The sequence below is a fragment of the Clostridia bacterium genome, assembly GCA_016887505.1.
Lineage (GTDB): Bacteria > Bacillota > TC1 > TC1 > UBA5767 > UBA5767.
The window spans coordinates 2,272,502-2,290,925 of the sequence record CP069393.1 but is presented as its reverse complement, the minus strand read 5'-3'; the positions used below and the strand labels follow the sequence as shown (position 1 = coordinate 2,290,925).

15 protein-coding genes and 1 riboswitch are annotated in these 18,424 nt (G+C 45.6%); of the genes, 1 reads left to right on the top strand and 14 read right to left on the bottom strand.

Going from position 1 to position 18,424, the window contains the following annotated elements:
* Nucleotides 1-93: 93 nt before the first annotated feature.
* A riboswitch (cobalamin riboswitch) is annotated at nucleotides 94-210 on the bottom strand.
* 203 nt (nucleotides 211-413) lie between these two features.
* From JR334_10925 to purE, 13 genes are all read right to left on the bottom strand, one after another.
* Nucleotides 414-1,256 carry an MBL fold metallo-hydrolase gene (locus JR334_10925; protein QRN85445.1) on the bottom strand — a complete coding sequence of 281 codons (843 nt, stop codon included), beginning with the start codon at nucleotides 1,254-1,256 and terminating at the stop codon, nucleotides 414-416.
* A 127-nt stretch (nucleotides 1,257-1,383) separates the two neighbouring features.
* Entirely contained in the window at nucleotides 1,384-2,898 is a 1,515-nt protein-coding gene (locus JR334_10920; GenBank protein ID QRN85444.1) for a hypothetical protein, read from the bottom strand.
* 24 nt (nucleotides 2,899-2,922) lie between these two features.
* A complete protein-coding gene (locus tag JR334_10915) occupies nucleotides 2,923-4,332 on the bottom strand; it encodes an amidohydrolase (GenBank protein QRN85443.1) in 1,410 nt (469 codons plus the stop codon).
* A complete protein-coding gene (locus JR334_10910) occupies nucleotides 4,329-5,414 on the bottom strand; it encodes an FAD-dependent oxidoreductase (GenBank protein QRN85442.1) in 1,086 nt (361 codons plus the stop codon). The genes JR334_10915 and JR334_10910 overlap by 4 nt, the downstream gene beginning before the upstream one ends.
* A 14-nt stretch (nucleotides 5,415-5,428) precedes the next feature.
* Nucleotides 5,429-6,163, bottom strand: coding sequence for a GntR family transcriptional regulator (locus JR334_10905; GenBank protein ID QRN85441.1), 735 nt, complete (start codon nucleotides 6,161-6,163; stop codon nucleotides 5,429-5,431).
* Between the two features lie 162 nt (nucleotides 6,164-6,325).
* Nucleotides 6,326-7,603 carry a phosphoribosylamine--glycine ligase gene (gene purD, locus JR334_10900; protein ID QRN85440.1) on the bottom strand — a complete coding sequence of 426 codons (1,278 nt, stop codon included), beginning with the start codon at nucleotides 7,601-7,603 and terminating at the stop codon, nucleotides 6,326-6,328.
* 9 nt (nucleotides 7,604-7,612) lie between these two features.
* On the bottom strand, nucleotides 7,613-9,130 hold the full coding sequence (purH, locus tag JR334_10895) for a bifunctional phosphoribosylaminoimidazolecarboxamide formyltransferase/IMP cyclohydrolase (GenBank protein QRN85439.1): 1,518 nt from the start codon (nucleotides 9,128-9,130) through the stop codon (nucleotides 7,613-7,615).
* Nucleotides 9,131-9,157: 27 nt separating this feature from the next.
* Nucleotides 9,158-9,775, bottom strand: coding sequence for a phosphoribosylglycinamide formyltransferase (locus JR334_10890; protein QRN85438.1), 618 nt, complete (start codon nucleotides 9,773-9,775; stop codon nucleotides 9,158-9,160).
* Nucleotides 9,772-10,815 carry a phosphoribosylformylglycinamidine cyclo-ligase gene (locus JR334_10885; GenBank protein ID QRN85437.1) on the bottom strand — a complete coding sequence of 348 codons (1,044 nt, stop codon included), beginning with the start codon at nucleotides 10,813-10,815 and terminating at the stop codon, nucleotides 9,772-9,774. The genes JR334_10890 and JR334_10885 overlap by 4 nt, the downstream gene beginning before the upstream one ends.
* Nucleotides 10,812-12,230 (bottom strand): amidophosphoribosyltransferase, encoded by a 1,419-nt coding sequence (locus tag JR334_10880; GenBank protein ID QRN85436.1) that lies wholly within the window; start codon nucleotides 12,228-12,230, stop codon nucleotides 10,812-10,814. Before JR334_10880 ends, JR334_10885 begins: the two co-directional genes overlap by 4 nt.
* Nucleotides 12,231-12,233: 3 nt before the next feature.
* Entirely contained in the window at nucleotides 12,234-12,938 is a 705-nt protein-coding gene (locus JR334_10875; GenBank protein QRN85435.1) for a phosphoribosylaminoimidazolesuccinocarboxamide synthase, read from the bottom strand.
* Between the two features lie 41 nt (nucleotides 12,939-12,979).
* A complete protein-coding gene (locus tag JR334_10870; protein QRN85434.1) occupies nucleotides 12,980-14,275 on the bottom strand; it encodes an adenylosuccinate lyase in 1,296 nt (431 codons plus the stop codon).
* A gap of 67 nt (nucleotides 14,276-14,342) precedes the next feature.
* Nucleotides 14,343-14,855 carry a 5-(carboxyamino)imidazole ribonucleotide mutase gene (gene purE / locus JR334_10865; protein ID QRN85433.1) on the bottom strand — a complete coding sequence of 171 codons (513 nt, stop codon included), beginning with the start codon at nucleotides 14,853-14,855 and terminating at the stop codon, nucleotides 14,343-14,345.
* 385 nt (nucleotides 14,856-15,240) lie between these two features.
* Between purE and JR334_10860 the strand changes: the two genes are divergently transcribed.
* Nucleotides 15,241-17,046: an EAL domain-containing protein gene (locus tag JR334_10860; GenBank protein QRN85432.1), complete on the top strand. Its 1,806-nt coding sequence runs from the start codon at nucleotides 15,241-15,243 to the stop codon at nucleotides 17,044-17,046.
* A 131-nt stretch (nucleotides 17,047-17,177) separates the two neighbouring features.
* On the opposite strand, the gene JR334_10855 is transcribed toward JR334_10860, so the two are convergent.
* Nucleotides 17,178-18,359 (bottom strand): MFS transporter, encoded by a 1,182-nt coding sequence (locus JR334_10855; GenBank protein ID QRN85431.1) that lies wholly within the window; start codon nucleotides 18,357-18,359, stop codon nucleotides 17,178-17,180.
* Nucleotides 18,360-18,424: the final 65 nt, after the last annotated feature.

The following is an 18,424-nucleotide window of genomic DNA, read 5'->3' as shown; positions in this document are numbered from 1 at the left end:
TCTGGCTATAAAAAAAGACCCGAAGCGGGTCTGTATCCTTTGATATGACGACAATGCGCCTTCAATATGCATACAATTGCTTCGTTCCCCAAACAACTTGCATACCTTGCAGGCGGGTATCTGACTTACGCCGAAGCGCTCACAGTGGTGGGTCCGTGCCAGAATTTCACTGGCTTCCCTCTTTCATAATCCTACAAAGATATGTTATATACTAATATTAGCTGTCACAAAATTTAAAGTCAATGCAAGAATGTTACAAGATTGTGTCAGATTTTTTCTAAATCTATAACATTATGCATAAGAAGATACTCTCCTTCAATACGCTGACACTTTTTTTGTTCGATTCACTCTTCCTTTTTCCAGCAAATAGATCCAATCTAAGACCAAGATGGTTCAGGCTAAGCATCCTACTTCTATTCCCATTCTACACTTAGGCCACTACCAATCTGACGCAAATCGAATGCATTTGCCAGCACACACTTTGCCTTTTGGTCTACACAGTGGCATGGGCTCATGCGAGTAAGGCCTGCTTGCGTAAGAAAGCGCACCGTTTCCCTAAGTCGCGTCTCGGAAGCATTTAGGAGATGGAAACCTCCCAAGATATCTACAACCCGCTTCTCCCCCGTCAGTTCCATCGCCCTAGCTAGCGTCGAACATACCCCACGATGGGCACAGCCCGTTAAGAGCACTAGTCCGTCTTTGGTCAGCAATGCAAGGGAAGTATCGTCAATGATATCGTCTGGTATCAAAGTACCATCTTCGTCGGGGCGTTGGTTTTTTATTCTTCCTTGTTCAAACGAAAGCTGTTTTGGAATTTCACCCATATACAAAATTTTATCCGTAAGCCACATAGGCTCCCTACTCAGTTTGACAGGAAAGAATCTCTGCAAGGTTTCCTTGTTAAAAAATGAGCCGATTGATCCAAGTTCAGGCGAAATCTTATCTTCAAGCGCAATTGGATGCGCTAAAATAGTCGGAGCCTCAACCTTTCTACCCCTTATTCTTTCCTCTGTATAATAGCGAATCAAGTGAGGCAATCCCCAAGTATGGTCAAAATGCCCATGGGACAATACCAACCAATCCAAGTCACATAAATCTATTCCCAGTGCACGGGCATTGGCTAGAAAGGCACCTGAATAACCCGTATCCAAAAGTATACGGTTCTGTTCTGACTCCACCAATACGGAAAGGGCCGGCTCTGCTTGGTAGTACTGATCAATCATGGTATTGCTGTCCACCAAAAATGTAATCTTCATATTCTTCCTTTTCTTCCGTTTTTTTCATTATATGCCTTCTGTTATCTACTGAACAAGGCTTATCCCAAATAACTAGCATATAAAAGGGAGGACAGACTCTCGTCTGTCCTCCAGGCTCAAGCTCCTATTATGCTACTTCCTCATTTCCTGCTTCAATGCGAGGTTGAGCATTTTCCGATTTCTGTTGCCATACATGGTAGCCGGCCAACAGAACTGTAACAAAAAGATAACCAATGGTCCAAAGACCAGTAAAGAAGAATCCTAGCTCTGTAGCGTGGATAAATCCAATCGCAGACAGGACTGTCGCTACGGCTGCTACCACAGCTGCTTCCTTGTAGCGGCGATCAATGATGAAGGCCAACAAGGCTCCCCAGATCAGGGAAATTACGATGTAGCCATTTCCTACTGAACGGAAGGTTGGGGAAATAGCATCAATGGCATCTGCCTCACCTAGCTTAGCCAACCACTTGCCACTCCAAGCAATAATTGCCGGGAAGACTGCAAACCAGACTGCCGGTGCATGACGTTTGGGTGACTTGTTGAAGGCCTGGGCCCCTTGGGTCAATCCAATGAAAAGTAAAAATACCATGGCAACTTGGTAAGGAACAATGGCATTTACCACGCCCATTAAACCAGTCAGACCCATAAGTAGATAAAATGAACCTTCTAGAATCATGTAGCCGCGTCCTGCTCCAATTTCTTTCCAAGTTGGGTGACCAATGTAGACTGTCGTGGGGAAAGGACTACCAAATAAAGCGCCCACACAAGTTCCAAGACCGTCCATAATCATGGTCTCTTTGGCATTGTAAGGATCTCCTGCTGCATTGGCTGATTCTACAGACTGCAAGGTGGTCAGCGTATTATGCAATTCGATGGGGATAACAATCGCCAAAAACGGTCCAATATTTCTGAATCCATTCACAATATCTCCCACTACAGGTATCGGGAAATATACACTGGTGTACTCGAAAGAACTAGCCAGACCAGTAATATCCTTATAGCCAAACAGCCAGGCTAGGATGGTTCCAACCAGTACAGCGCCGATACCAGCGGGAAGGCTGAACGGCAGTTTGTCTTTGGCAAAGAAGCCAATAAACACCAGCATGACCGGAATCAAGGTTACACTCGGAATGCTCCCGATATCCAGCATAGCTGAAAGTCCTACATAGGTAATGGCTACCCCTGCTAGGGAACCCAGTAGAGCAGCTCTAGGGGTAATCTTTCTCAACCATTCACCATAGAGGGAACCCAACATTTCAATCACACCACCAATAACGCAGGCTGCCAGACCAATCTGCCAGGCCAGCACTGGATCTTCTGTGGTCCAGTAGACAGGGCCCATAATGGAATACAACCAAACGAACACGTGGGTGGAAGATAGGCCATATGGCTGTGCCGTAATATCTATGCGGCCCAGTTTTTGCGAGAGTCTTTTAGCCTGATGGGCATAAAAGAAGGCACCAACTGCGGTTCCAATACCAATACCCGGCAGCACTCTGCCGTAGACTAGTGAAGCAGGCGCATTGAAAGAATAAATCATAACACCGATGATAATGAGCACCTTAGCGATGGAGTCCGATAGGAGTCCAAAGAAGGCATCCACGTCCGCTTTCACAAACAAAGGATACTTTGTTTCGTTCATAATTTCCTCCTTAGAATAAGTTTCTTACCATACAAATGATTTCCAGTCTCGCTCAAGAAATTCTCTAGGATAACCTGCGCGACTCGCCAGATCTCTCGCCATCTCGCTTTGGTGCTGGTATGCCTCGCCTTCCTCAAACTCGACAAAATCGCCGTCATTGATAATCGTTTTTCCATCGACAACTACCTTAACAATAGATGCTTGTCCTGATGAATAAACTAAAGTTGCTACCGGAGCATGACAGGGGCTAGACTTGCCACAGGCATCCGGGTCAAATAAAAAGAAATCAGCCCGTTTTCCTTCCTCTATGGAACCAATTAGGTTTTCCATACCAATCGCACGTGCACCATCTATGGTTGCCATCTCCAACACTTTATTGGCCGTGATGGCCGTAGGATCCTTCGCTGCCACCTTATGTAAGAGTGCCGTCATCTTCAAGGTTTCCAACATATCTGTAGAATTATTGCTGGCTGCGCCATCTGTTCCCAGGGAAACACAGATATTTCTCTCTAGCATCTCTGTCACGGGGGCAATACCAGAAGCCAGGTACATGTTGGCCATCGGGTTATGACTCACTTTTACGTTGTGCTCTCTAAAAGCCTTCAATTCCCGATCTCCAATTGCAACGACATGGACTGCCAGGAGATCGTCACCCAATAAGTTGGTCTTTTCAAAGAAGGTTATGGCGTCCTTCATGCCGTAGCGTTCGCGACAGACTACATTGTCTGTATCTGTCTCAAACATATGCATGGTAATGGGGATTCCGGTCGCATTGGCAAAATCTCTAGTATCCTGCAGTCCCTCAGCATCGACTGCCCAGGCTGCCGCCGGCGCCACCATAAACCGCACCATATCTTCTTGTTTTTGGTAATGCTTTGTAAGGCTCACTACCTCATCAAACACATCTGCTGTTTTTTCAATCAACTCCACGGGGAAGCCGTGTGCTGCGCCAGTATTGCGAAAACCGCGCGCATAGACCAAGCGGGCACCAACCTTGTTGACCGCATCAATGGTCACCTGGCTTAGCCCCTTTACGGGATGAGCATACATATAGTCCACCAGCGTCGTCGCACCGCCCCGAATGGACTCCATCGTGCCAGCCGTCGCAGCCGCAGCCACATGTTCTGCACGAATGGCCGTCGCGGCCGGTTTGATGGTACTCGGCCACCAGGTCTCCAAATCTAAATCTGCACCCAAACCCTTTAACAGGTTTTGGAAAAGATGCATATGGCTGTTGACCATGCCTGGAAACAAAATCTTTTTTTGTCCATCCTCAATCTCAAAGTTCTTAGCTTTAGCCAGTTGCTTAACTTTAAAGGAAGGACCCACATAGATGATCTTGCCATCCTCCCATACGATGCCGCCATCTGTTACCACGTCCCGTGAAGGGTTCATGGTCACCAGCGTCAGGTTCATAATCGCTCCGTTGTTCATAGTTCCTCCTTGATGATTTCTGTTATTCGAACACCAGCATAGGGTGCCAGTGTAATCCCTGCTCCTCCGAATCCTACTGCTGCATACACACCTTGCATACTAGTACCATCTATATACGCTCCCTCATCTCGTTGTGGCCGGATGCCAGAAAAAGACCGTATGATGGAAAGCTCTTCTAGGCCGTTCACGTAGCTCATGGCATTTTGTACAATTCTTCCCGGTAGATCTGCCGAAACCTCCGTCGTGCTATCTTCTCGCAGCTTACAAGCACCAATCAAGAGATTGCCATCCAAGGTCTGTTCCACGGCGAGTGAAATCTCCGGTGGATTCTTTTTCATAAAATCTGCATTTAAAAGATTGCCTGGAAAAAGCTTGGGGTATGGTTCTGTGACCAGCACAACCCCCTTAACCGGTACCAGTCCTAGATTAATATTTTGTTTTTTCCAAATCTGGTCTGCCGCATAACCCAAACAGTTCACCACGGCATCTGCTTCTAAAATACCCTCGGTGGTTACCACCCCTTTTAAATCTCCAGCCATTACATGAAGTTCCAAGACTTCTGCCTTGGTGTAGGTTGCTCCCAGAGCCTTCGCCGCATCGAGATAAGCATAGGTGACAGAAAATGGACTCACAATACCTTGGAGACCGCCAGGCGCAACCGCAGCCAGACGCACAGTATCTTTAACCATTGGCAGGTAGGCTTTCAACTCACTTTTCTTTTTGATGCTCGCTGCAAGCCCCTTGTCCAGGGCAGCCTCTACCAAGATTTCTAGCAGTCTTTCATCTTCTTCATCTCTTCCTAATAAAATTACATCCCGGGTTTGGTCAATTTCTACCTTTCTTTGCAATTCTTCTGAAAGGCCTTGATACAACTTCAAACTCTGCAAGGCTATATCCAAGGCTGTATCCGTCTTGCCCAAATAACTGACGCCTCCGTTGCAAGCCCCACTAGCACCAGCACAGGGACTCTCTTTCTCCACGATGTTCACCGCGTATCCAGCCTTACTCAGATTGTAGGCGACCGATGCACCTACGATGCCCGCGCCCAATACCAATATTTTTTTGTTCCTCTTCTTACTCATTTTGGAGCCTCCCATTACCACTTAATCAGCAAAGTCATATCTACTAAATCTGGATTAAACCTGGCATGAGACAAACCAACCGGTCTATCGTATACGTTGTAGAATACTTCTTTCCATTGCACCGTAGCCCGGCCTGCTTCGATGTCCATCAGCTTGGCAATCTTTTCTGTTGCATTTACAGGTTCCATATATACCACGGTCTGAACCATTTCGTCCAAACAGTGATCCCAAATAAAATCCATAATGGACAAGGTGTTATCCGACTCCTGCAAGTCCGCTACATCGCCAGTAAAAGAGCTTGCTGGTATGGCATTGGTAGCAAATATGGCCAATTTCTTACCATTAACATAGTAAAAACGGTCATAGAACAAGCACTCTTCCACTTGATCCAGCGCAAGCATCTTGGCCTCCTGCGGGCTACACATCGCCACCCGAAAGGGAGTTTGCTGCGAATATACATCTGGATATTTTTCCTTCAAAAGCTCAAAAAAACTCGTATTTACATCAATCCGCATGGATAAATCGATTGCACTTTGATGCACATAGTTTCCACTTCCGTGTTTTTTGGTAATATATCCTTCCCGGTTCAATTGTCTGAGAGCTTCTCGTACCGTTGCCACACTAATCCCTAGCATCTTAGAGAGCACATCCTCAGAAGGAAGCTTATTTCCTGGATAATCACTTCTTCCAATCAGATCCAGCAAGACTTCCTTGGTCTCAATGTATCTGCTTTTACCTGTAATTCTCATCTATTTTATCCTTCCTCTTTTGTGATAAAGTCATCCAATGACTTTATCACTTACTTGATTCTACACACTTCCTCTTTTTCCTTCTTTAAATCTATTTTTTTCAAAAAAAAACACTCCCACAAATCGTAGGAGTGTTGGTATCTATATATTTCCAATTTTAGGTTATGCTAAACTCTTTTGTGCAATATCCGTCCGGTAGGCCATACCCTCAAAGGAAATCTCCTCCAGGGCAGCATATGCCTTGTCTACCGCCACAGAAAGCGCATCACCCTGGGCACAGACCGTAAGTACGCGACCGCCAGCCGTTACCACCTGATCACCCTCCTGTTTGGTTCCTGCATGGAAGACCAGCACATCCTTTTCATCTAGGGTAGCCGGATTGTCTTCTAAGCCTGCAATCGGAAGGCCCTTCTTATAGGCTCCTGGATAACCACCGGATGCCAATACCACGCCACAGGTTTTCTTTTTGCTCCAAAGAATTTCTTTCGTGTGCAAGGTACCTTCAATACAAGAAAGCATAATCTCCACTAGGTCCGATTCAAGACGCATCAATACGACCTGCGTCTCAGGATCTCCGAAGCGTGCATTAAACTCTAGTACCTTGGGGCCCATAGGTGTCAACATTAGACCGGCATACAAAACGCCCACATAGGTACGTCCTTCTGCAGCCATCTGCTTCACGATGGGCTCCAACACGGTTTCCAAAATTTGCTGTTGGAATTCTTCCGTAAATTCCTTAGGAGGTGAAAAAGCACCCATGCCGCCTGTGTTGGGACCTTTATCCCCGTTTAGGGCCCGTTTATGGTCTTGTGCCCAAACCATGGGACGGACACTCTTACCATCCGTAAAACAAAGAACACTGACTTCAGGCCCCTGCAGGACTTCTTCAACGACTACTTTGGCACCAGCACCACCGAAACGTCCGCCCTCGAGCATATCTGTAATGGCATCTAAGGTTTCTTCAACGCTTTGTGCTACTACTACACCTTTTCCTGCAGCCAGCCCGTCCGCCTTAACCACAAAGGGTCGATTTTTTTTCTTAACGTAGGCAAGCGCACGGTCTAGTTCTTCAAACGTCTCATAGTCAGCAGTCGGGACATTGGCACGCAGCATCAAGCCCTTTGCTAGATCCTTACTGCCTTCAATGGCAGCAGCAGCACTTGAAGGTGCAAATATTTTCAGACCTTCTCCTTGAAACTTCTCCGTAATCCCCAACATCAAAGGTGCTTCCGGTCCAACCACCGTAAGGTCAATTTCCTGCTCCTTCGCAAAGGAAAGCAGTCCATCAATATCTTCTACCCCAATATCTACGCAACTCGCTTCGCGGGCGATGCCGGCATTGCCCGGTGCACAAAATACTTCTTCCACCTGCTTAGAACTATTCAGTTTCCACACTAGGGCATGTTCCCTAGCGCCACTTCCTATTACCAGTATCTTCATAACCAACTCCTAATGTTTGAAGTGTCTCATACCCGTGAAGGCCATGGCCAGGCCACGCTCATTACAGGCAACGATAGACTCCTCATCGCGAATGGAACCACCCGGTTGAATCACCGCTACCACACCATAATCGGCTGCGGTATCCACGGTATCCCGGAAGGGGAAAAAGGCATCGGAGGCTAGTACACTGCCTTCCGCTGCTTCACAAGCTTGTTCAAGCGCAATCTTAGCAGCACCAACTCGGTTGGTCTGTCCTGGTCCAATTCCTATGGTCGCTAGGTTCTTAACCAATACGATGGCATTGCTCTTAATGTGCTTGACCATTTTCCAAGCAAACAAGAGATCATCTTCCACAACTTCATCTGCTTGTTTTTCAGTCACCCATTCTATATCGTCTTTCAATAATTCCCGGTCTTTTTCTTGTACCAAAAATCCACCGGCAACCTTCTTCACGTCCACTTCCTTGTCTAGAATGCTCATATCCATTTCCATGATCCGCAAATTCTTCTTGGTTTTTAATATATCAATTGCTTCTTCACTGTAGGCCGGAGCCACGACTGCTTCCACAAAGGTCTTGACCACTTGCTCCGCCGTATCCTTTTCAAGCTTTCCATTGAAACTAACGATACTGCCGAAAGCAGATACTGGATCACAGGCATAAGCCTTGTTATAGGCCTCCAGCAAATTCTCCCCCAAGGCGGCACCACAAGGATTCATGTGTTTAATAATCATGCAGGCTGGTTTTGTAAATTCCTGCACCATATTTACAGCGGCCTCTAAATCCATCAAGTTATTGAAGGATAGCTCCTTACCACCATACTGCTTGGCATTAGCTAGGCCGGCTTTCTTTTCAGCATAGAAGGCAGCCTTTTGATGTGGATTTTCACCATAGCGAAGGTCAGCAATCTTTTGGCCAACCAGAAAATAATGCTCTGGCATATCCAAACCAGCCATACGACTAAGGTAGCCAGAAATGAGTGCATCATACTGGGCCGTATGGGAAAAAGCTTCTAGGGCTAGTTGCTTTCTGAATTCCAAGCTAGTCTCACCATCTTTTTTCAGTGCATCAATTAGGGGTCCATACTGGGCCGGATTAACTAAGATATTCACATATTGATGGTTTTTGGCTGCAGAACGCACCATGGTCGGCCCGCCAATATCAATGTTTTCAATTGCCAGGTCATAGGTGCAATCCGCGCGGGCAATGGTGCTTTCAAACGGATAGAGGTTTACCGCCACGATATCGATCAGTCCTATGCCATGCTTTTCAGCCTCCGCCATATGTCCTTTTTCCCGCCTAGCTAGGATGCCCCCATGGATGGCAGGGTGCAAGGTCTTTACACGTCCGTCCATGATTTCAGGGAACTGCGTTACATCACTCACCTTCGTCACAGCAATCCCATTCTTCTCTATTTCACGGTAGGTACCACCTGTCGAAAGCACTTCATATCCGAGTGCAACCAATTCTTTTGCAAGTGTTACGATACCTTCTTTGTCCGACACACTAAGCAGCGCTCTTCTTTTCATATTTAAATCCTTCCTTACTTTCAAACCTTACAGGGACTTTTCGTCCACAAAGCGAACCGCCTCTTTCGCTAACAAGACCTTGCCCCTTGCAATCCAAGATACAACCTGAGGCAAAAGCTTATGCTCCTCCAATAGAATCCGAGCACTAAGTTCCGCTTCCGTATCCTCGGCATAGACTGGTACGGCTCTTTGCGCAATGATGGGTCCCGTATCCATACCTGCATCCACCAGGTGGACCGTGCAGCCAGAAATTTTGACACCATGGGAAACGGCCTGGGCTTGCGCGTCGAGCCCCGGGAAACTAGGCAGCAATGACGGATGAATGTTAATCATGCGCCCGCCATAGGCACTCAACAATCCCTCTCCTGTTATCCGCATATACCCTGCGAGTACGACTAAGTCAATCTTCTCTTTGTTTAGCAACAAGACCAGGGCCTTTTCATAGGCCTGTTTGCTGTCAAAGTCCTTTGGAGACAAGCAAGCTGTCTTCTTACCGTGGGCCCTACCTCTTTCTAGGGCTAGAGCCAAGGGCTGGTCGGAAAAGACCAAGCCTATTTCTGCTCCACCTAGCCGGTTTTCCGTTTCTGCTTGAAGAAGAGATTCCAAATTTGAACCTCGTCCAGAAGCGAGTACAGCTATTTTCATCGGTAGACCACACGTCCTTCTCCAGCAGCGATGCTACCCAAGGTATATACTTTTTCTCCCGCCTTTTCAAGCAAGGCGACCGTTTGGTCAGCATCTTCAGAAGATACCACCAAAACCATCCCGATACCCATATTGAAGGCCCGGTACATCTCATCTCTGTCCACGTTGCCACGCTCGGCTATTAGATTGAATATCTCAGGGACTGGATATACGTCGCGCGCAATCAAGGCATCCAAACTGTTGGGAAGAATGCGGGGAACGTTGTCGGTTAGGCCACCACCCGTAATATGGGCTAGACCTTTCACCCTTACCTTCTGCATCAACTTTAGAATCGGTTTCACATAAATGCGAGTGGGACGCAACATTGCTTCTCCCAAAGTAGAACCAAGAGACTCCTCATAAAGAGAGAGCGCTTCTTTTTGGTGCTCTTCCTCGTCTCCTAGCAGGGCCTTTCTCGCTAGAGAAAATCCATTCGAGTGGAGTCCTGTTGACGGAAGACCCAAGATCACATCTCCCGCTTCGATATCGTCACCCGTAATCAGGTTTTTCCTATCTACCACGCCAACACTAAAGCCAGCCACATCATATTCCCCCGCTGGATAGAAACCAGGCATCTCTGCCGTTTCTCCGCCAATCAAGGCACAACCGGCTTGGCGACAACCTTCTGCGATACCAGCAACCACACGTTCCGCTTGGTCCGGATTCAATTTGCCCACAGCTAAGTAGTCCAAGAAAAACAGAGGTTCTGCTCCCTGTACCAGGATGTCATTTACACACATGGCTACTGCATCAATACCAATCGTATCATGCTTATCCATCAAAAAGGCCAGTTTCAACTTGGTTCCAACTCCATCGGTTCCAGAGATGAGCACCGGTTCTTCATACTTATCTTTATCTAGTGCAAAGGCACCACCAAAGCCACCCAAGTCGCCCATACATTCTGGGCGCAAGGTGGATTTAACGTGTCCCTTAATCTTTTCTACCGTCTCGGCACCAGCGTCAATATCTACGCCCGCCTCAGCATACGTCAGTTTTTTCATACCTTGCCTCCCTCTAGTTCATCTTTGCAGATATTTTGGTCGGTCACTTCTACGGGATACTTTCCATTGAAACAAGCCGCACAGAAATCTCCTGGATCTCGTTCACAGGCTGACAGCATGCCATCCAGTGAAATAAAATGCAGCGATTCTACGCCAATGGATTTTCTGATTTCTTCCAACTTCATATTGGCTGCAATCAGTTCACTTTTGTCCGAAGTGTCGATACCATAGTAACAAGGGAAAACAATTTCCGGCGAAGAAACCATCAGATGTATTTCCTTCACACCTGCTTTTCTAAGCATCTTAACAATCTTTCTAGAAGTAGTGCCACGCACGATGGAATCATCGACCAACACTACCTTTTGTCCTTCCAAATCCTCCCGGATGGGATTTAGTTTCAAAGAAACCGCAATATCCCTAAGTTCCTGGGTGGGTTGAATAAAGGTCCGTCCAATATAGCGGTTCTTCATAAGACCAAACTTATAGGGTATACCGGATTCTTCGGAGTAGCCAATGGCTGCGGCAATGCCTGAATCTGGCACAGGGACCACACAATCTGCCTCAATGGGAAACTCCCTAAAGAGCTGTTTGCCCATTTCTCTTCTAGCCTTATTGACCGAAATCCCATCAATAATGCTATCTGGTCTCGCCACATAGACTAATTCAAACACGCAGAGTGCTCTTTTGCGCTCCGTCATGGGTTTAGAAGAACGAATGCCATCATCGTCGATAATCACAATTTCGCCCGGTTCCACATCCCGGATAAAATCTGCACCGATACAATCCAGGGCACAGCTTTCAGACGATAAGATATAGGCATCGCCCCTCTTACCGATACAAAGTGGTCTCACTCCATGAGGATCCCGCACACCAATCAGTTTGCTCTCCGTCATAATTACCAGCGAATACGCTCCCTTAATATCGATCATGCACTTCATCAGAGCATCTTCAATGGTATCCTGGCCGTATTGGGCAATCAGATTGATAAAGATTTCCGTATCGCTTGAGCTCTGGAATACAGAGCCATTATGGGCCAGTGAATTTCTCATCTTCTGGGCATTGGTCAAATTTCCATTGTGCGCAATGGCCACGCTTCCCTGCAAATATTTAAACATCAAGGGCTGGGCATTGATTACTGAATTGGACCCAGTCGTAGAATAACGCACGTGTCCTACCGAAATATGTCCCTTGAGACTGCTAAGAATGCGCTCATCAAAGACTTCACTTACCAATCCTAAGTTTTTGTACAGTTCTATCTTTTCCCCATTCGAAACGGCGATGCCGGCACTCTCTTGTCCTCTATGCTGCAGACCATATAGTCCGTAGTAGGTGTATTTTGCTACATCTACGCCCTTGCCATAAATACCGAATACTCCGCATTCATCATTGGGTTTATCCTCTAGGTACAGGGTCATATTCTATCCTTTCACCCGTGTGTATACTTCGTGGTAGGCTTCTTCCACTTTTCCTAAATCACGGCGAAAACGGTCCTTGTCCAGCTTTTCTTCCGTCTTGCTATCCCAGAAACGGCAAGTATCAGGAGAAATTTCGTCCGCTAAGATTACCCGGCCTTCATAACGACCAAACTCCAACTTGAAATCCACCAACGTAATATCCAACTTTTTAAAGTAGTCCACCATCAGTTCATTAATCTTCCAAGCTTGTTCCTTAATGGCAGCCATCTCTTCTTTGGTTGCATAGCCCATGGCATCAATATGATACTCATTGATCATAGGGTCGCCCAGTTCATCCGACTTATAGCAAAACTCCAGTATAGGTTTGGCAAGCACGGTGCCTTCCGGCAGGCCCAACCGTTTGGCCAAAGAACCAGCCGCGATATTTCTCGCAATGACTTCCACGGGAATAATATCTACAGCCTTTACCAGCATCTCCACATCATCTAGCAGTTCAACCATATGGGTCTCGAGGCCGTGTTGCTCAAGATACTTAAACATAATGGCAGAAATCTGGTTATTGTAAAAACTCTTGCCCTTGATGGTGCCTCTTTTTTTACCATCGAAAGCAGTAGCATCATCCTTGTAAACAATCCAATATACCTTTTCATCGTCTGTACGAAATACCTTTTTCGCTTTTCCTTCGTACAGTTGCTCCATTTTTTGCATGATTAAATCCCCCTGTTTCCTTAGTCTATAGCTCCTTGCTACTATTCCAATCCAGCCCGTTTAAACAGATAATCAATATTTACCAAATAGGCATCAAAGTCAAAGATTTCATCAATCTTTTCAACAGATAGTTTTTCCATGATGTCCATATCCTGCAGGATTAATTCTTTTAACTGTGTCTTGGTATCCCAGGTCTCCATGGCATTTTTTTGGATCCAAGCATAGGCGTCTTCCCGCATCATGCCTTGTGCCACCAACGCCAACATCAATTTTTGTGAAAACATCAGGCCCAAAGTAATATCTAGGTTCTTCTTCATATTGTCTTCGTGAACTACCAAGTTATCGATCAGCCCAATCGTCTTTTCCAACATGTAGTCCAACAAAATGGTGGAGTCAGGTAAGATAATCCGTTCAACAGAAGAATGTGTAATGTCTCTTTCATGCCATAGGGCCACATTTTCCATCGCTGCTAGCGCATTGCCACGAATAACCCTAGCGAGTCCAGCAATCCGCTCTCCCGTGATAGGGTTCTTTTTGTGAGGCATAGCCGAAGAACCTTTTTGACCTTTGCTAAACATTTCTTCAACTTCCAAGGTCTCCGTTTTTTGTAAGGCACGAAGTTCCGTTGCAAACTTATCTAATGATGAGGCAATCACAGCCAAGGTCGTCATATACTGAGCATGACGGTCACGCTGGATTACTTGTGTAGAAATAAGGGCTGGTTCTAGGCCCAAATTCTTGCATACGTATTCTTCCACACTGGGGTCAACATTGGCCATGGTTCCCACCGCACCAGAAATCTGTCCCACAGCAATGGTCTTTCTAGCCTGCTCCAATCTTTCAATCGCCCGGTCTACTTCCATGGTCCAAAGGGCCATCTTTAAACCAAACGTAATCGGTTCGGCATGCACACCGTGCGATCTTCCGGCCTCAATGGTGTACTTGTATTGAATGGCTTTTTGGGCCAAAACTTTGCGTAATTTTTCTAGCTTCTGCATGAGAATATCGCTGGCTTTGACCAATTGCATGGATAAGCCTGTGTCCAAAATATCCGATGAAGTCATACCCAAATGAATATACTTGGAAGAAGGTCCTACTTTTTCACCTACAGCAGTCAGAAAGGCAATCACGTCATGCTTAACCACGTCTTCAATCTCACCGATGCGGTCTACGTCAAAATCCGCCTTCTCCTGAATATTTTTCAGGTCCTCTTCTGGCACCAAACCCAGCTTGCACTGAGCCTCACACGCCAGTACTTCTATTTTCAACCAATTCCGAAAACGAGCTTCATCTGTCCAAATGTCGCCCATCCCTTTTAGCGTATACCGTTCTATCATCCTAATATCCTCCTTTGAAAAAAAACATCCCAGGTCTAAGACCTGGGTTTTTGGCCGCAAAAATCCTCTATTTGGTTTTAAGATAACCCTCAATACCAAACTTTTGCAAACGTTCGTCTTTCTTATTGACTTCCAACTTCATCTGTTCCTTGTATTCTTTCAGTTGGTTTCTCACTTCCATATCTTTTGCCGCTAAGAACTGCAGTGCCAGTAAGGCTGCGTTCTGTCCGTTTCCAATGCCTACTGTAGCCACCGGAATACCTTTGGGCATTTGGACAATACTGTAGAGCGCATCCACACCAGAAAGGGCTCCTCCCTCAATGGGTAACCCGATTACAGGTATGACCGTCTGCGCCGCAATAACGCCCGGCAGGTGAGCCGCCATGCCAGCGGCCGCAATGATCACTTCTATACCACGGGACTCCGCTTTCTGAGCATATTCCTCTACCTTTGCCGGTACTCGGTGCGCTGAAGCAATAATTGCCTCGTATTCGATACCGAACGTTTCCAATATATCAGCAGCTTTCTTCACGATTCTCAAATCGGAATCGCTGCCCATTACTATACCTACTCGTGCCATTTCTAAACCTCCCTAATACACAGAAATACTAACAGAAAAGGTACGGGGGGTCAACCAAATCCCAAGTTGTTTAACAACATAAGTTTTGCACCGAATCTCTTTTTTCACACTTTTTCCTAGTACCTTGTCCAGCTCCACTACTCCTAGAGCAAAAAGAATACATAAACAACCATATAAGGGCTAGCCAATGGCAACCCAAATAGGATAGTATATTCAATAGGAATAGTGATATCCATTTGTTCAGAATTCGTTTCTCTGTCAACCTTGGTGCGTCTTTTGTTCAATTTGGCTATGCCTTAAAGAAGAATATGGATTCCATGGCTTCCCCATTATTCTTTACACCTAAATTCAGTTATAATGGACCTAGGTAAGGAGAGGTAAATATATGAAAGACCATATAGGTTTAATTCAACAAAGAATAGATAGTAGCATTAACCGGATTCTAGGCGTGACCTCCGTCATCTCCTTTGTCTCGTCCATTATCCTATATATTGCAGACCTTCCTGTTTGGTATGCCTTAGTCAACCTCATGGCAAGTTTCGTTCTTTTGCTGTTCTTTTTGTTTGCCAAGAAATTCAAGACCTCCTACAAAATATTTATAATGCTCGCCGTTACCACGCTTGTTGGATTTGCTTCCTATATTGGTGGTTCCTTTAGCAGCGCCTTTAGCATCTTGTTCATTCTGACTAATATAATCGCAGTCTTATTTCTCCAACGCAAGCAAAGTCTTATCATTTCCATCGCTACACTCTGTTTGATGTTCATCCTAGCCTTTTATTCCATCTTCATAAATCCAAGTCAAGATATGACTACCCCCTTTTTAACCTGGGGACTGCAGCTTTCCGGTTTTATACTCGTGTTAATCGTATTGCAGATTTCTGTCCAAGCAATACAAAATTATCTTATTGAAAATATGGACGGACTGAAAAGATCCAATGAAATCACCAATTGGTTGGCTTATTACGACCAACTGACCAAATTACCCAATCGATATAAATTCAAACTAGACGCCATGGCCATGATTGATGATCATAAGCGAAATGGTTTTATTCTGCTTTTTAGTCTCAAAAACTTAAACTTAATCAATTCAACCTTGGGCCAAACCGTAGGTGACCAGACACTGCACGAAATAGCCACTGTTTTACATATCCTAGCAGGAGAGCATGCCGTCGTTTCCAGAACTGGCGGAAGCGAGTTCGCCATCTGGCTAGACAATATTTCAGAAGCAGATCTGCCCTCCTACTTTGGATCCCTGATGAACGATTTCGGCAACCAAAGCATGACTTTGAAAAAGAAAATGGAATTCTATGCCGTATATGCCGAATACCATTATGGTGAAGAAACATTCAAAGAATGCTATCAACGCACTGAATTAACCTTGATTTATGCCAAGACCCAGAACATACAATCCCTCATATCCTACGACAGCAAGCTTAAAATAGAATTGCACCGTAAGGAAACCATCAAGAATACCATAGTCCATGCCTTAGAAAATGAAGAATTCATGTTATATTATCAGGCAAAATATGATTCAAGAACCCACCAGGTCGTGGGCGTAGAAGCACTGGCCAGGCTCTATGATGAAAAGCTTGGATTCATCTCCCCCTATGAATTCATTCCAATTATTGAATCTCTAAATCTATCCATTCAATTTGGCAATTTTGTGATTGAACAGGCCTGCAAAGACTTTCGTGCTTTACAAAAGAAATACAATGAGGACATTCATTTTTCTATCAATATATCGCCAACCCACATTATGAACCCGAGTATCGTGCAAAACATACGAAAGGCCCTACAACAATATCAGGTACCCCAACACAGATTGACCATTGAAATTACGGAAGACATCCTGATTCAATGTATGAATAGCATAATTCCAATTTTAAGTGACCTGAAAAACCTTGGCATAAAGATGTCCTTAGATGACTTTGGAACCGGCTATTCCTCCCTATATTATTTGACTCAATTGGAACTGGATGAACTAAAGATAGACAAATCATTTATTGATCAGATTGGCATAAACGATAACATCCAACTGCTTTTGGAAAACATTGTCTACCTATCTGAACAGTTCGGTTTAGAGTTGGTGGCAGAAGGTGTTGAAACCAAAGAGCAAAATGATCTATTAAGCAGTATTGGTTGCTATACCATACAAGGATACTATTTTGCAAAACCAGAACCACTCCGCTAAACAAAACAATCTGCCAATAACTAGTAAAGAAGCTAGGGTGTGCCGCATAACAGCGGCACACCCTAGCTTCTTTTTACACCCTTCTACAATATCTCCCTACAAGCTTCCTCTTATGTATTGTTTACAATCTTTTACTTTTGTTCACAAAGGTCTTTTCCATAGTTATCATCTGTAAAAAACTTCCTTTTCACGGCAAACAATATCGCCAATACCAGGGCCAAGCGTGCATTGAATCCATATATCGTAGGAACCGTGCTCACAACACCTAGGGCCCCCAAGCCTCCATAAAATAGCGGTGCCACAAACTGACCAAGGCTCATAAATGAATTGGTCAAAGCGACACTGATGGGCGCCTCGTCAGAAGTCACAGCGTTGACAAGCCTAGAGTAATTGATGGGGTTGAGGATACCTACCCCCAAACCAAACAAGAGGGCACCCAAGATGATGAAAGGAAGGTTTAGCGCGATGGACATCAGGTAAAAGCCTGCCGCAAGCGACAAGAGCCCCAAAGGTCCCGTCTGTTTTTTGCATACACTCCGGGTGGGTACAAAAAGGCTACCCATGATGACGCCTCCCAAATTGGGCATAATCAACACCAGTGACGAAGCAAAAGACCCGCCCAGTCCCATATCCCGAATGTGTACCGCCATATATACGGGCAGAGAAAAAAGTAATACCGTCAAGGCAAAGCAATAGAAGGAAATGATTGGCACAACCTTTTTCCTGGGGATTCTCACCTTTTCCTGGTTCCTCGGTGGAGCCTCAAGCCAAAAGATATTCATTATTAGTACCGGCAGCATGATCAAGTAGACCAAAAAAACTAGACGCCAATGAAGTGCTGCCAACAAGCCCGCCGCAATGGTCATGAGCATACCACCCAGCGAAGCGACACCTGTCATATAGCCAGTCAACATGGCTTTTTGTTTGCCCCGGTAAAAATCTGAAATCAGGCTTAGCGACAAGGGAAGGAGTACACCTGCACCCAAGCCAATAAAGAGCCTAAACAGAAGCATCATTTCAATACTGTTCACCAGTCCCGCACCCACGCCACTGACTAAATAGATGGCGGAACCCCATATTGCCAATCTTCTCTTACCGATTCGTCCTGCAAAGAGTCCCGCGAGTATACTGGCCGGGACGAGTGACATGGCCGGTAGGCTGACCAGCATCTGGATATACAGATGCTTCGCTCCCGGAAACGCTGCCTGAATCTCTCCTAGGCCTGGCGAAATGGCGGAGCCTGTTACAAAGGTAGATACACTCAAAGCCAAGATGGCTATGGCAAGCTTTCTTTCCTTATTTTTCGTTTGCATATTTCCTCATTTCTCACGTACATTCATAAATAGGACGGATGCAAATCAATTCTGGCAAAGCCATC